Origin of the sequence: Kitasatospora sp. NPDC059795 (assembly GCF_042732175.1) — a bacterium.
GTDB lineage: Bacteria > Actinomycetota > Actinomycetes > Streptomycetales > Streptomycetaceae > Kitasatospora.
This window is the reverse complement of record NZ_JBHWID010000001.1, coordinates 766171-780674: the sequence shown is the minus strand read 5'-3', so window position 1 is coordinate 780674 and position 14504 is coordinate 766171. Positions and strand designations below refer to the sequence as shown.

The 14504-nt window shown below is 76.1% G+C and carries 1 protein-coding gene; it reads right to left on the bottom strand.

Going from position 1 to position 14504, the window contains the following annotated elements:
- Positions 1–8 precede the first annotated feature (8 nt).
- Complete coding sequence (locus tag ACFV4P_RS03720; protein ID WP_380466977.1) at positions 9–14321, bottom strand: type I polyketide synthase; 14313 nt, start codon at positions 14319–14321, stop codon at positions 9–11.
- Positions 14322–14504: the final 183 nt, after the last annotated feature.

Here is a 14504-nt window from a genome sequence, read left to right as displayed (position 1 = left end):
GCTCTCTTTCAGGCGTTTCCGAAGTCGTTGTCGAGCAGGGCGAACAGCTCGTCCGCTGTCGCCGTTTCCATCGCGGTGGCGGTGTCGTCCGCCGGTCCGGGCGGTGGTGCCTCGCCGCCCGGTGCGCCGGCGCGCCGGCCCCAGCCGTGCAGCAGTTCGTTCAGTCGTTCGCCGACCCGGTCGGTGTCGGCCGCTCCGGGCGGGACGGCCGCGAGGAGCGCGGCCAGCCGGTCCAGTTCGGCCAGCAGCGGCGAGGGCGGTTCGGGCGCGGCGGACAGCTCCGCGTCCAGGTAGCCGGCGAGCGCCTCGGGCGTCGGGTGGTCGAAGACGACCGTCGGCGGGACGGCCAGCCCGGTGGCCTCGCACAGTGCGTTCCTGAACCGCACCGCGAGCATCGAGTCGAAGCCGATCTCGGAGAAGGCGCGGTCCGGACGCACCGGGCCGGTTCCGGAGTGGCCGAGGACTGCGGCGGCGTGCCGGACGACCAGGTCGAGCACCGCTTGGCGGCGTGCCCGCCGGTCCAGCGGGGCCAGCCGGGCTGCCAGTCGCGTGACGGGGGTGCCGTCCTCGTCGCCCGCGGCCTGCGGCGTGTCCTCGACGGGCACCGCAGTGGTGACTGCGGCAGTGGCGGTCCGGCCCGGGGTTGGCAGCCAGTACCGGTCGCGCTGGAAGGGGTACGTCGGCAGCAGGACGGGTGCCGGGCCGCCCGGCCCGGGGGTGCCCGTCCAGGGCGACCAGTCCACCGGGCCGCCGCCGGCCGCCCACGCCTCGGTCAGCGAGGCCAGCAGCCGGTCCCGGCCGCCGTCGCCGCGCCGCAGCGTGCCGACCGCCGACACCTCCCGCCCGGCCTCCGCCGCCACCGCCTCGATCCCGGCGAGCAGCACCGGATGCGGGCTGACCTCGACGACCAGGGTGTGGCCCGCGTCGAGCAGGGCGCGGGTCGCCCCGACGAAGTCGACCTGCTCGCGCAGGTTGCGGTACCAGTAGGCGGCGTCGAGCGATTCTCCGGCGACGGGTTCGCCGGTCACCGTCGAGTACAGCGGGACGGCCGAGGCGCGGGGGCGTATCGCGGTGAGGGCTTCGCGCAGTTCGTCCTCGATCTCGGCGACCTGCGCCGAGTGGGCCGCGTAGTCCACCGGGATCGCCCTGGCCCGTACGCCTTCCCGTTCGCAGGCCGCGAGCAGGGCGGCCAGCTCCTCGGGCTCCCCGGCGACGACCACGGCGTCGGGGCCGTTCACCGCGGCCACGCAGGCGCTTCCGCCGGCGGGCAGCAGGCCGGTGGTCCGCTCGGCGGAGGCGGCGACCGAGACCATGCCGCCGCGTCCCGCCAGCCTCAGCAGCGCCCGGCTGCGCCGCGCCACCACGAGGGCCGCGTCGTCGAGCGACAGCGCCCCGGCGACGTGGGCGGCGGCGATCTCGCCCTGGCTGTGTCCGACGACCGCGTCCGGGGTGACCCCGGTGTCGCGCCAGTGCGCGGCCAGCGCGACCATCACGGCGAACAGCACCGGCTGGACGACGTCCACGCGGTCGAGCGTCGGTGCGCCGGGCGCGCCGCGCAGCACCTCGGTCAGGGACCAGTCGGTGTGCGGGGCGAGCGCCCGTTCGCAGGCGGCGATGGCGGCGGCGAACGGCGCGGAGGCGTCGAGCGCCGCCACCGCCATGCCGGCCCACTGCGAGCCCTGGCCGGGGAAGACGAAGGCCGTGCGGCCGCCGCGCGCCCGGTCCTGCACGGCGTCGGGCGCGGGTTCGCCCGCCGCGAGGGCGTCCAGCCGGTCGAGGAGCGCCTCGCGGTCGCGGCCGACGGCTGCTGCCCGGAACGGCAGGGCGGGGCGGGTGGTGGCGAGCGCGCGGGCCGGTGCGACGGCGCCCCCGTCGGGGTCGGCCCGCAGGTGCTCGCCCAGCCGGCGTGCCTGTCGGCGCAGGGCCGCGGGCGTCATGGCGGAGAGCAGCCACGGAACGGTGGTCCCGGTGTCCTCGGCCGGTTCGCCGTCCGTGCCGTCGGGCAGCGGGCGGGCGTCGGCGGCGGGTGCTTCCTCCAGGACGGCGTGGGCGTTGGTGCCGCTCATGCCGAACGCGGAGACGCCGGCCCGGCGCGGCCTGTCCCCGTCCGGGGCGTCCCAGGGGCGGGCGTCCGCGAGCAGCCGGACCGCGCCGGCCGACCAGTCCACCCGGCTGGACGCCTCCTGTGCGTGAAGGGTGCCGGGGAGCACGCCGTTGCGCAGGGCGAGCACCGTCTTGATGACCCCGGCGACCCCGGCGGCGGCCTGGGTGTGCCCGATGTTGGACTTCAGCGACCCCAGCCACAGCGGGCGGTCCGCGGGCCGGTCCTGGCCGTAGGTGGCCAGCAGGGCCTGCGCCTCGATGGGGTCGCCGAGCACGGTGCCGGTGCCGTGCCCCTCGACCAGGTCGACGTCGGCGCCGGACAGTCCTGCCGCAGCCAGCGCGGTCCTGATCACCCGCTGCTGCGCGGGGCCGCTCGGGGCGGTGAGGCCGTTGCTGGCACCGTCCTGGTTCACCGCGGTGCCCCGGACGAGGGCGAGCACCGGATGTCCGAGGCGGCGCGCGTCGGAGAGGCGTTCCACGAGCAGGACGCCCACCCCTTCGCCCCAGCCCGTGCCGTTCGCCCCTTCGGCGAAGGAGCGGCAGCGGCCGTCGGGCGACAGGCCCTGCTGACGGCTGAACTCGACGAAGACGTCCGGGCTCGCCATCACCGCGGCGCCGCCGACCAGGGCGAACGAGCAGTCGCCGGCACGCAGGGCCTGGCCGGCCAGGTGCAGTGCCACCAGCGAGGACGAGCAGGCCGTCTCCACGGTCACGGCGGGGCCGCCGAGTCCGAGGGTGTAGGCGACGCGGCCGGAGGCGACGCTGGTGACCGTGCCGCTGAGGAGGTGTCCCTCGATCCCGTCGGACGGGTTCTGCGGGCCGGTGCCGTAGCCCTGGGCGGCGACGCCGACGTAGACGCCGCCCTCGCTGCCGCGGACCGACGCGGGGTCGAGTCCGGCCCGCTCCAGCGCCTCCCAGCTGGTTTCGAGCAGCAGTCGCTGCTGCGGGTCCATGGCCAGGGCCTCACGCGGGGAGATGCCGAAGAACTCCGCGTCGAACTCGGCCGCGCCGTCCAGGAATCCGCCGCCGGTGGTGTAGAAGGTGCCCGGGTGCAGGGGGTCCGGGTCGTAGAGGGTGTCCAGCGGCCAGCCGCGGTCGGCGGGCAGCGCGGCGACCGCGTCCACTCCGTCGGCGACCAGGTGCCACAGGTCCTCGGGCGAGCGGACGCCGCCCGGGAACCGGCAGGCCATCGAGACGATCGCCAGGGGTTCGTCGGCCGCCGCGGGCCCGGCCGCGCGGTCGGCGGCGGCTGCGGAGTCCGTCGCGGCCGTGCCGGTCGTGCCGGTCGTGCCGGTCGTGTCGTCGGCGGACGGTTCGGTGCCGCCCAGCTCGGCGAAGAGGTGGGCCGCGAGGGCGGCTGCCGTCGGGTGGTCGAAGACGGTGGTGAACGCGAGCGGCAGAGCGGTGGCCGCGACCAGCCGGTTGCGGAGTTCGACGGCGGTGAGCGAGTCGAAGCCCAGCTCGCGGAACGGGCGGTCGGCCGAGAGGCCGGCGGCCGACTCGTGGCCCAGCACGGCGGCCGCTTCGCTCCGCACCAGTTCCGTCAGCAGTTTGCGGCCCTCGGGCTCGGACAGTCGGCGCAGCCGGTGCAGCCACGCCGGGTCGCCGCCCTTACCGGGTTCGGACCCGGCGGAGGTGTCCGCAGCTGCGGCTGCCCGGGGCTCCGGGACGGCCGACAGGCCGCGCAGCAGCGCACTGTCCCTGACCGAACCGAAGATCGGCGCGAAGCGGCTCCAGTCCAGCTCGGCGACGACCGTCTCGCCCTCGTCCTGGGCCAGCGCCAGGCCGAGCGCGGAGAGCGCCGCCGCCGGGGCCATCGGCACCAGGCCGTGGCGGCGCAGGCCGTCGCCGACCGCGCCCTCGGCCATGCCCGCGCCGGCCCAGGGGCCCCAGGCCACCGAGGTCGCCGTCAGGCCCCGGCCGCGCCTCGCCGCGGCGAGGCCGTCCAGGTAGGCGTTGGCCGCCGCGTAGGCGCCCTGGCCGCCGCTGCCCCAGGTGCCCGAGATCGAGGAGAACAGCACGAAGGCGTCCAGCGGGCGGTCCTCGAACAGGGCGTCGAGGTGGGCCGCGCCACGCGTCTTGGCCGCCGTCAGCCAGGCCAGTTCTTCCAGGGTGCAGTCCGCCAGCGGGGTGTCCGAGGTGAGTCCGGCGGTGTGCACCACGGCCCGTACGGTGTCGCCCTCCTCGCGCAGCCGCTCCAGGACCCGCTCCAGCGCGGTGCGGTCGGCGACGTCGCAGGCCAGCAGGGTGCTCCGGGCGCCGAGCGCCGCCAGGGCGCCGACCAGCGCGTCGGCTCCGGGGGCCGCGGGGCCCCGCCGGCCGAGCAGGACGAGGTGGTCCGCGCCGCGCTCCGCGAGCCAGCGCGCCACCTGGGCGCCGAGGCCTCCGGTGCCGCCGGTGACGAGGACCGTGCCGCGCGGCGTCCACGGCGCGGGCGCGGGTGTCGCGGGCTCCGGCGCGAGGACGAGCCGACGGCCCAACGGCGCCGGCACGCGTACGGCCACCTGGTCCTCGCCGTCCCGTCCGGCCAGCACCGCGCACAGCCCGTCCAGCGCGGGCCCGTCCAGCAGGTCCGGCAGGTCGACCAGGCCGCCCCAGCGCAGCGGGTGTTCCAGTGCCGCCACCCGGCCCAGGCCCCACACCTGGGCCTGCTCGGGGCGGACCTCTTCCGTGCCGTCGGCCGCCACCGCGCCGCGGGTGGCGCACCACAGGGGTGCGTCGATGCCGCTGTCGCCCAGGGCCTGGAGCAGCAGCAGGGTCCCGGTCAGGCAGGCGTCGAGTGCCCGCAGGCCCGGGTGGGATCCCTCGGCCAGGGCCAGCAGCGACAGGACGCCCGCCAAGGAGCCGAACTCCCGGAGCAGCGAGGCCAGTTCGGCGCGTTCGACGGCGGCCCCGACCTGGATCACGACCACGTCGGCGCCGTGTCCGGCGAGGGCCTGTTCGCAGGCGAGTGCGGTGTCCTCGGCCCCGGGTCCGTCCGGGGTGACGAGCAGCCAGCGGCCGGAGAGGCGGGGCTGCGCGGGCGCGGTGAGCGGCTCCCATGCGATGCGGTAGCGGCCGGGGCCGCTCTCCCCGCCGGAGCGGCGGGCGGCGGGGGCCCGGTCCGGTGCGGCGACGGGCCAGAAGCGCCGGCGCTGGAAGGCGTAGGTGGGCAGGTCGACCCGCCGCACGTCGGTGCCGCTCCAGCCCGCCGACCAGTCCACCGTCACGCCGCGCAGGTGCAGCGAGGCGAGTGCGGCGCGGACCGCGTCGGCCTCGCCGCGGCCGTCGCGCAGCAGCGGCACCGTCCCGGGGCCGCCGGCGGTGGCTTCGGGGGTGGTGTCGGGGAGGCAGGCGTGGAGCATGCCGGACAGCACGCCGCCCGGTCCGAGTTCGAGGTACGTCGTCGCACCCTCGGCCCGCAGCCGGCGGGCCCCTTCCAGGAAGCGCACGGTGCCCCGGACGTGGCGCACCCAGTGGTCGGGGGAGCGGAGTTCCTCGGCCGTGGCGGTGCGCCCGGTCAGGTTGGAGACGATCTCGATGCCGGGCGCGCGGTAGGTCAGCGACTCGGCCACGTCCCGGAACGCGTCGAGCATCCCGTCCATCCGGGCGGAGTGGAACGCGTGGCTCACGCTCAGGCGGCGGGTGCGCCGTCCTCGGGAGCGGAACGCCCCGGCCAGCCGCAGGACCGCGTCCGCGTCACCGGACAGGACCACCGAGGTGGGCCCGTTGACGGCGGCGATGTCCACCGCGTCCCGGCCCGGGTCGTCCAGCAGGGCCTGCTGCACTTCCTCCTCGGTGGCCTCCACGGCCACCATCGCGCCGCCCTCGGGCAGGTCGTCCATCAGCCGTCCCCGGGCCGCCACCAGCGCGCAGGCGTCGGGCAGGTCCAGCACGCCCGCCGCGTGGGCGGCGGCGAGTTCGCCGATGGAGTGCCCCATCAGCAGGTCGGGCTGCACACCCCAGCGCTGCACGAGCCGGAACAGCGCCGTCTCCAGGGCGAACAGCGCGGGCTGGGTGTACCGGGTGCGGTCGAGCAGCGCCGCGCCGGGGGTTCCGGGCTCGGCGAACAGGACGTCGCGCAGGGGCAGGTCGAGGTGCGGGTCCAGGCCGGTCAGCACCTCGTCGAGGGCGTCGGCGAACACCGGGTCGTCGCGGTAGAGCTCCGCACCGGCTCCGGCGCGCTGGCTGCCCTGTCCCGGGAAGAGGAAGGCGGTCCGGCCGGAGCGTACGGCGCCTCCGGTGAGCAGGTGGCCCGCTGCCGTGCCGCGCGCGAGTGCGGTGAGCGAGCGCCGGACGGATGCCCGGTCCCGTCCCAGGACGGCGGCCCGGTGTTCGAGCGGGGCCCGTCCCGTGGCGAGCGAGTAGGCGACGTCCGCCAGTTCGGCGTCCGGGTCGGCATCGAGCCGGCTCACCAGCCGGCCGGCCTGTGCCCGCAGGGCCTCCGGTGTCCTGGCCGAGAGCAGCAGCGGCACGGGCGGGGCGGCCCGGCGCGCGGTGGGCGTCGCGGTGGCCGTCGTCGCGGTGGCGGCGGTGTCCGGGGCCGTGGTGTCCGGGGCGGGCACGGCCGGGGTGTCGGTCCGGTCCGGGGCGGGCGCGACCGCGACGGCAGGCGCCTGCTCGATGATCGCGTGCACGTTGGTGCCGCTGATGCCGAACGACGACACGCCCGCCCGGCGCGGGTTCCCGGTCTCCGGCCACGGGGTGTGCGCGGTGAGCAGGCGGACGGCGCCGTCGGACCAGTCGACGTGCGGGTTCGGCGTCCCGGCGTGCAGGGTTCCCGGCAGTTCGCCGTGGCGGATGGCCAGCACCATCTTCATCACCCCGGCCACCCCGGCCGCCGCCTGGGTGTGCCCGATGTTCGACTTCACCGAGCCGAGCCACAGCGGCCGGTCCGCCGGGCGCGCCGGCCCGTGGACGGCCTGGAGCGCCTGCGCTTCGATGGGGTCGCCGAGCTTCGTGCCGGTGCCGTGGGCCTCGATCGCGTCGATCTGGTCGGCGCGCAGCGCGGCGTCGGCCAGCGCGGCGCGGATGACCTGCTGCTGGGACGGGCCGTTGGGGGCGGTGAGCCCGTTGCTGGCGCCGTCCTGGTTCACGGCGGTGCCGCTGATCAGCGCGAGGACGGGGTGGCCGTGGCGCAGGGCGTCGCTGTGGCGCTCCAGCAGCAGCACTCCGGCGCCCTCGCCCCAGCCCGTGCCGTCCGCGTCCGCCGAGAACGCCTTGCACCGTCCGTCGGCGGCGAGCCCGCGCTGACGGCTGAACTCCACGAACAGCCGCGGGGTGCTCATCACTGTCACCCCGCCCGCGAAGGCCTGCTCGCAGTCGCCGCGCCGCAGTGCCTGTACGGCCAGGTGCAGCGCCACCAGCGACGAGGAGCACGCGGTGTCGACGGTGAGCGAGGGCCCCTGGAGGCCGAGGACGTAGGACAGCCGCCCGGACAGCACGCTGGCCGTGTTCCCGGTCAGCAGATGGCCCTCGGACACTCCCTCGGCGCCCTGGAGCAGCGCGGAGTAGTCCTGGCCGTTGGTGCCGATGTAGACGCCGACCTGCCGGTCCTTCAGCGCGGTCGGGTCCTGCCCGGAGCCCTCGACCGCCTCCCAGGCGGTCTCCAGGAGCAGCCGCTGCTGCGGGTCCATGGCCAGGGCCTCGCGCGGCGAGATGCCGAAGAACTCCGCGTCGAACTCGGGGGCGTCGTGCAGGAAGCCGCCCTGCATGGTGTACGTGGTGCCGGCGTGGTCGGGGTCCGGGTCGTACAGCCCCTCGGTGTCCCAGCCCCGGTTCGACGGCCAGTCGCCGACGGCGTCGGTGCCCTTCGCGAGCAGGTGCCAGAACTCCTCGGGCCCGGCGACCCCGCCGGGGAAGCGGCAGCCCATGCCGACGATCGCGATCGGCTCGTTGCCGCCGGGCGCCGCCGCCCGGCCCGCCCCGGCTTCGACGGAGCCGGCGGGCCCGGCGGTGCCGCTCGCCGCGTCCGGCAGGTCCAGGTCGGCGAGCAGCCGGTCGGCCAGTGCCGACGGTGTGGGGTGGTCGAACAGGACGGTGGCGGGCAGGGCCAGTCCGGTGACGGCGGCGAGCCGGTTGCGCAGTTCCACCGCCGTCAGCGAGTCGAACCCGAGCGCGTTGAACGCCTTTCCGGGCTGGACCGTGTCGACGCCGGGGTGGCGCAGGACGGTCGCCGCGTGGGTGCGGACCAGTTCGGTGAGGGTCCTGACCCGGTCCTCGTGGCGCGGCAGTACGGCGATCTGCTGCCGCAGGGCGTCGGCGGGGTCGCCGCCCTCCCGGGCCGCCGAGGGTGCGGTGGCGTCCGCGACGGGCCGCTCGGCAGCCGGGTCCGGTATCCCGTCGAGCAGGGCGGCGGTCCACCGGCCCCGGCCCGTGGTGAAGCGCCGCCAGTCGACATTGGCGACCACGACCAGCTCGTCGTCCTCCGCGAGTGCCCGGCCGATCGCGGTGACGGCCGTTTCGGGCTCCATCACCGGCATGCCGAAGTCCCGCAGCCGTGCGGCGACATCGTCCGCCAGCATGCCCGGCCCGGCCCAGGCGCCCCAGGCCACGGACGTGCCGGGCAGCCCGGCGGCCCGGCGGGCGGCGACGAGTGCGTCGACGGCCGCGTTGGCGGCCGCGTAGTTGCCCTGCCCGGCGTTGCCCACGACGCCCATCACGGACGAGAACACCACGAAGGCCGACAGGTCGAGACCTGCGGTGGCCTCGTGCAGGTTCCGTGCGGCGGTCAGCTTGGCGCGCAGCACCACGGCGAGCCGCGCGGGGTCCAGCGCGTCGAGCACACCGTCGTCGAGGACGCCGGCCGCGTGGATGACGGCGGACAGCGGGCATCGCGCCGGGATGTCGGCGACCAGCGCCGCCAGTGCGGCCGGGTCCGCGACGTCGCAGGCAGCAAAGGCCACTTCGGCGCCCAGCGCCGTCAGTTCCGTCCGCAGCGCGTCCGTACCGGGTGCGTCGGCACCGCGACGGCTGACCAGCAGCAGCCGCTCCGCGCCCTGGCCCGCGAGCCAGCGCGCCGTGTGCGAGCCGACGCCACCGGTGCCACCGGTGACGAGGACCGTACCCTGCCAGCGCGGTCGCGCCGCGCCGGCCTTTCGCGCTTTCGGCTGCACGGACGACGCGGGCCGGAGCCGGCGTCCGTGGACCCCGGTGGAGCGCACCGCCACCTGTTCCTCGTCGGCCGCGGCTCCCGCGAGCACCGCGCACAAGCGGCGAGCGGCCCGCACGTCCAGCACCTCGGGCAGGTCGATCAGACCGCCCCGGCGGTGCGGGTGCTCCAGTGCCAGCGTCCGGCCCAGGGCGGCGGACGCGGCCTGACCGACGTGTCCGGGCCGCTCCGCGCCGCCCAGGACCGCCGTTCCCTTCGTCAGCGTCCAGAGCCGGGCGTCGATGCCCGCGTCCTCCAGCGCCTGGGCCAGCGCGAGGGTCAGCGCCGGACCGCCGGGCAGGTCGGGGTGTGCGGGATGGGGGCGCTGCTCCCAGGACAGCAGGGACAGCACGCCGGCGATCGGCTGCTCCCCGGCGGTCTCCGTGAGCAGGGCGGCCAGGTGTTCGCGGGTCGCGCCCGGATCGGCGACGACGCACGGAAGGAGGTCGGCTCCGGCCTCGCCGAGAGCGTCCAGGACGGCCGCCGCGTCGTCGGCCTCGGGGCGCAGGGCGAGCCAGAGTCCGGCGAGGCCGTCCGCCGGCGCGACCGACAGGGGTGCCCAGGCCACGTGGTAGCGCCAGGAATCCGCCTTCCGCTCCCGGTTCCTGACGGAGCGCCAGGTCGCCAGCGCGGGCAGGACTTCGTCCAGGGCTTCGCGGCCGACCCCGAGGGTTTCGGCGAGCTGGGCGGGGTCCTGGAGTTCCGGGTCGTCCCAGCGGTCTTCGGCAGGAGCGGCCGGGACGGCGGCGGGGGCCGTCAGCCAGTAGCGGCTGCGCTGGAAGGCGTACGTCGGCAGATCCACCCGCCGCGCCCCCGGGAACGCACCCGAGAAGTCCACCCCCAACCCGCACTCCCACGCGCGGCCCACCGCACGCAGCACCTGCGCCGGGCCGCCCTCCCCACGGCGCAAGGTCCCCAACACCACGGCACCCACACCCGCGGCCTCCACCGACTCCCCCACCGCCACACCCAACACCGCATGCGGGCTGGACTCGACGAAGAACCGGTGCCCGGCCGCGAGGAGCGAGCGGGTCGCCCGCTCGAACTCGACGGTCTCCCGGAGGTTGCGGTACCAGTACTCGGCGTCCAGGGACTTCGTGTCCAGCAGGCCGCCGGTCACGCTCGAATAGAACGGCACAGAACCGGAGCCGGGAGTGATCCCGTCCAGGTCGGAGAGCAGCTGCTCGCGGACCTCTTCCACATGCACGGAGTGCGACGCGTAGTCCACGTCGATCAGCCGCGCCCGCACCCCTTCTTCCACGAGCTCGTCCACCAGCGCGGCGACGGCGTCCGCGTCGCCCGACACCACCGTCGACGACGGACCGTTCACCGCCGCCACCGACAACCGACCCACGCGTTCCCGCACCACGTCCACCGGCAGAGGCACCGACGCCATGCCGCCACGGCCCGCCAGCGCGCGGATCACACGGGAACGCAACGCGACCACACGGGCCCCGTCCTCCAGGCTCAGACCACCAGCCACGCACGCCGCGGCGATCTCGCCCTGCGAGTGACCCACCACCGCGTCCGGAACGACGCCGAACGACCGCCACACCTCCGCCAGCGACACCATCACCGCCCACAGCACCGGCTGCACCACATCGACGCGCGCGAGCAACCGCTCCGAGCCCAGCGCCTCCGCCAACGACCAATCCACGTAAGGCGCCAGCGCCCGCTCGCACTCGGCCATCCGCCCTGCGAACACCGCCGATTCGGCCAGCAACTCCGCAGCCATCCCCACCCACTGCGAACCCTGACCCGGGAACACCAGCACCGAGCGACCGGACACCAACCCGCCGCCGGACATCGCAGCGCCCTGCGCCAGCGCCTTCACGCCGTCGAGCAACTCGCTCCGGTCGGTGCCCACCACCACGGCACGGTGCTCGAAGGACGCACGCCCCACCGCCAGCGAATGGCCCACGTCCGCCGTGTCGAGCCCGGGCTCCGCCGCCACCCGCGCCGCCAACGCCCCCGCCTGCGCCCGCAGGGCCTCCGCGCTGCGCGCCGACACCGGCCACACCACCGGCCCGGGACGCCGGGCACCCTCCGCCGCCCCGGCCGGAGCCTCGGCCGGCGCGGACTCCAGGATCACGTGGGCGTTGGTCCCGCTGATGCCGAAGGAGGACACGCCGGCCCGGCGCGGGCGTCCCGTGTCGTCCCACGTACGGGCCTCCGTCAGCAGTCGGCCGGCTCCCGCCGACCAGTCCACCTCGGGCGTCGGGCCGTCCACGTGCAGCGTCTTCGGCATCACACCGTGCCGCAGCGCCAGCACCGACTTGATGACACCGCCCACCCCGGCCGCGGCCTGGGCATGGCCGATGTTGGACTTCAGCGAGCCGATCCACACCGGACGGTCCGCCGGCCGGTCCTGCCCGTACGTCGCCAGCAGCGCCTGCGCCTCGATCGGGTCGCCCAACCGCGTCCCCGTACCGTGCGCCTCCACCACATCCACGTCCGACGCCGCCAGCCCCGCATCCGCGAGCGCCGCACGGATCACCCGCTGCTGCGACGGGCCGTTGGGAGCCGTCAGGCCGTTGCTCGCACCGTCCTGGTTCGTGGCCGAACCGCGGATGACGGCCAGCACCGGGTGCCCGTTGCGCCGCGCGTCCGACAGGCGCTCCAGCAGCAGCATCCCCGCGCCCTCGGCCAGGCCGAAGCCGTCGGCGGCTGCCGCGAAGGCCTTGCAGCGGCCGTCCGGGGCCAGACCGCCCTGGCGGCTGAACTCCACGAGCATGCCGACCGTGGACATCACGGTCACGCCGCCGGCCAGCGCCAGCGAGCACTCGCCCGACCGCAGCGCCCGGACCGCGAGGTGCAGGGCCACCAGCGAGGACGAGCACGCCGTGTCGACGGTGACCGCCGCGCCCTCCAGGCCGAGGGTGTAGGCCAGGCGGCCCGACACGACGCTTCCGGTGTTGCCGGTCAGCAGGTGGCCGCCCTCGTCGGCGCCCTGTTCGAGCGAGGGCCCGTAGTCCATGGTCATCGCCCCGACGTAGACGCCCGTCGGGGTCCGCCGCAGGGTGGCCGGCTCGATCCCGGCGCGCTCCAGTACTTCCCAGGTCGTCTCCAGCAGCAGCCGCTGCTGGGGGTCCATGGCCAGGGCCTCGCGCGGCGAGATGCCGAAGAACTCCGCGTCGAAGTCGGCCGCGCCGGTGAGCGAGCCCGCCTCCCGCTGGTAGTACCGGCCCGGTGTCCCCGGTGCGGGGTCGTACCGTCCGGCGGTGTCCCAACCGCGGTCGTCGGGCAGCGCGGAGACGGCGTCGGCGCCTGCCGACACCAGCTCCCAGAGTTCGTCGGGGCTGCCGACCCCGCCGGGGTAGCGGCAGCCCATGCCGACGATCACCACGGGGTCGTCGTCCTCGGCCCGCCGCACCGGCCCGTACGCGTCCGTGCCCGTGCCCGTGTCCGTGTCGGGTCGGTCGCCGCCGATCGCGGCGCAGAGGTACGCGATCAGGGCGGTCGGGGTCGGGCAGTCGAAGGCGACCGTCGCCGGGATGTGCAGCGCCGTCGCCGCGCTCAGCCGGTTGCGCAGCTCCACGGCGGTGACGGAGTCGAATCCCAGGTCGAGGAAGGCCAGGTCGGGCGGGACCGGATCGGACCGCCCGGTCAGTGCGGCGATCTCCTCGTCCAGCAGCCGTGCCAGCGCGGCACGCCGCTCCGGTACGTCCAGTCCGGCCAGCTCCGCGCGGAACGCGGTGCCGGCATCCCGGCCGCCGCCCGCCCCGTCCGGCCCGTTCGCGTCCGTCGGGCCGGGTTCCGCGAGCGCCGCCAGGGCAGCCGCCGGCAGTTCCCGCACCCGGGCGTGCTGCCCGGAGAACCGCGCTTCCCGTTCCGGGGTGACTCCGTGCACGTACAGCTCGCCGAGCGAGGTCAGGAACCGGCCCGGACCGCCCTGGTCGCGGCGCAGCGTCCCGAGGACGGCGGCCTGCGCGCCGTGTTCCTCCGCGCAGTCCGTGAGGGCGGAGGTCAGCACGGTGTGCGGGCTGACCTCCAGCAGGATCCCGTGTCCGTCCTGCAGCAGGGCCCCGGCCGCCTGGTGGAACCTGACCGGGTTTCGGAGGTTGCGGCACCAGTAGTCGGCGTCCAGGACCGGGGCGTCCAGCCGTCCCCCGGTCAGTCCGGAGTAGTAGGGCAGCTGCGGTGTGCGGGGCCGGATCGGTGCGAGGTCGGCGCGCATCCGGGGGACGATCGCGTCGATGTGCGGGGAGTGGGCGGCCAGGCCCACCGCTATTCGGCGGGCGTGGACCCCGTCCGAGGCCAGGTCGGCGAGGAGTTCGGCCGCGGCGTCGCGGTCGCCGGAGACGATCACGGAGCGCGGCCCGTTGTGCGCGGCGACGACGAGGCGGCCGTCCCAGCGGCGCAGCCGCGGCTCGATCTCGCCGGCCGGGGCCATCACGGAGACCATGTCGCCCTGCCCGGCCAGGGTCGCCTGGGCCTGGCTCCACAGGGCCACCACCCGCGCGGAGTCGTCCAGGGACAGCGCGCCGCTGACCGCGGCGGCGGTGACCTCGCCGACGCTGTGCCCGAGCACGGCGGCCGGTTCCACGCCGTGGGAGCGCCACAGCGCGGCGAGCGACACCGTCACGGCGAACAGCAGGGGCTGCACCACGTCGGCCCGGTCCCCGGCGGGTGCGCCCGGCGCGTCCGGGTCGCGGAGCACGTCGATCGGCGACCAGTCGACGAACGGTTCCAGGGCCTGCGCGCACGCGTCCATCCGGTCGCGGAACACCGTGGAGGTGTCCAGCAGGTCCACCGCCATCCGGGGCCACTGCGCGCCCTGTCCGGGGAACACGAAGGCGACCCGGCGGTCTGTCCCTGCGGCGCCCTCCAGCAGGCCGGGCATGCTCCTGCCGTCGGCGAGCGCGTCCAGCCGCTGGAGGAAGCCGTCACGGCCGTCCGCGACCAGTGCCGCCCGCCGGCTCCCCTCGGACGCGGTGTGCGCGAGGGTGAACGCGATGTCCTGGGAACTCCAGTCGTCACGACCGGCCAGGTACGCGTGCAGGCCGCGCGCGCCGGCCGCCAGCGACTCCTTGCCGCTGCCGGCCAGTGTCCACAGCAGCAGTGCTTCCGTACCGTCGGGGTGCGTCATCGTGACTTCGGACTCCTTCACGGAGGTCAGGACCATCAGTCGCCGGATCGTGGCGGGGTGCCCGCTCCCACGGGTCGCGCGTCGGCCGGGACGCCTTCGTCAGGTCCGGCGGGTGCCGCTGCCGGGCGTGCGACGTCGATCTTGCCCAAGCCGGATAGCGTCCCGATATCGCAGGCCGCGACA

Coding starts and splice junctions, on each gene's coding strand:
- ACFV4P_RS03720 (WP_380466977.1), bottom strand. CDS start 14,321: ATGACGCACCCCGACGGTACGGAAGCACTGCTGCTGTGGACACTGGCC.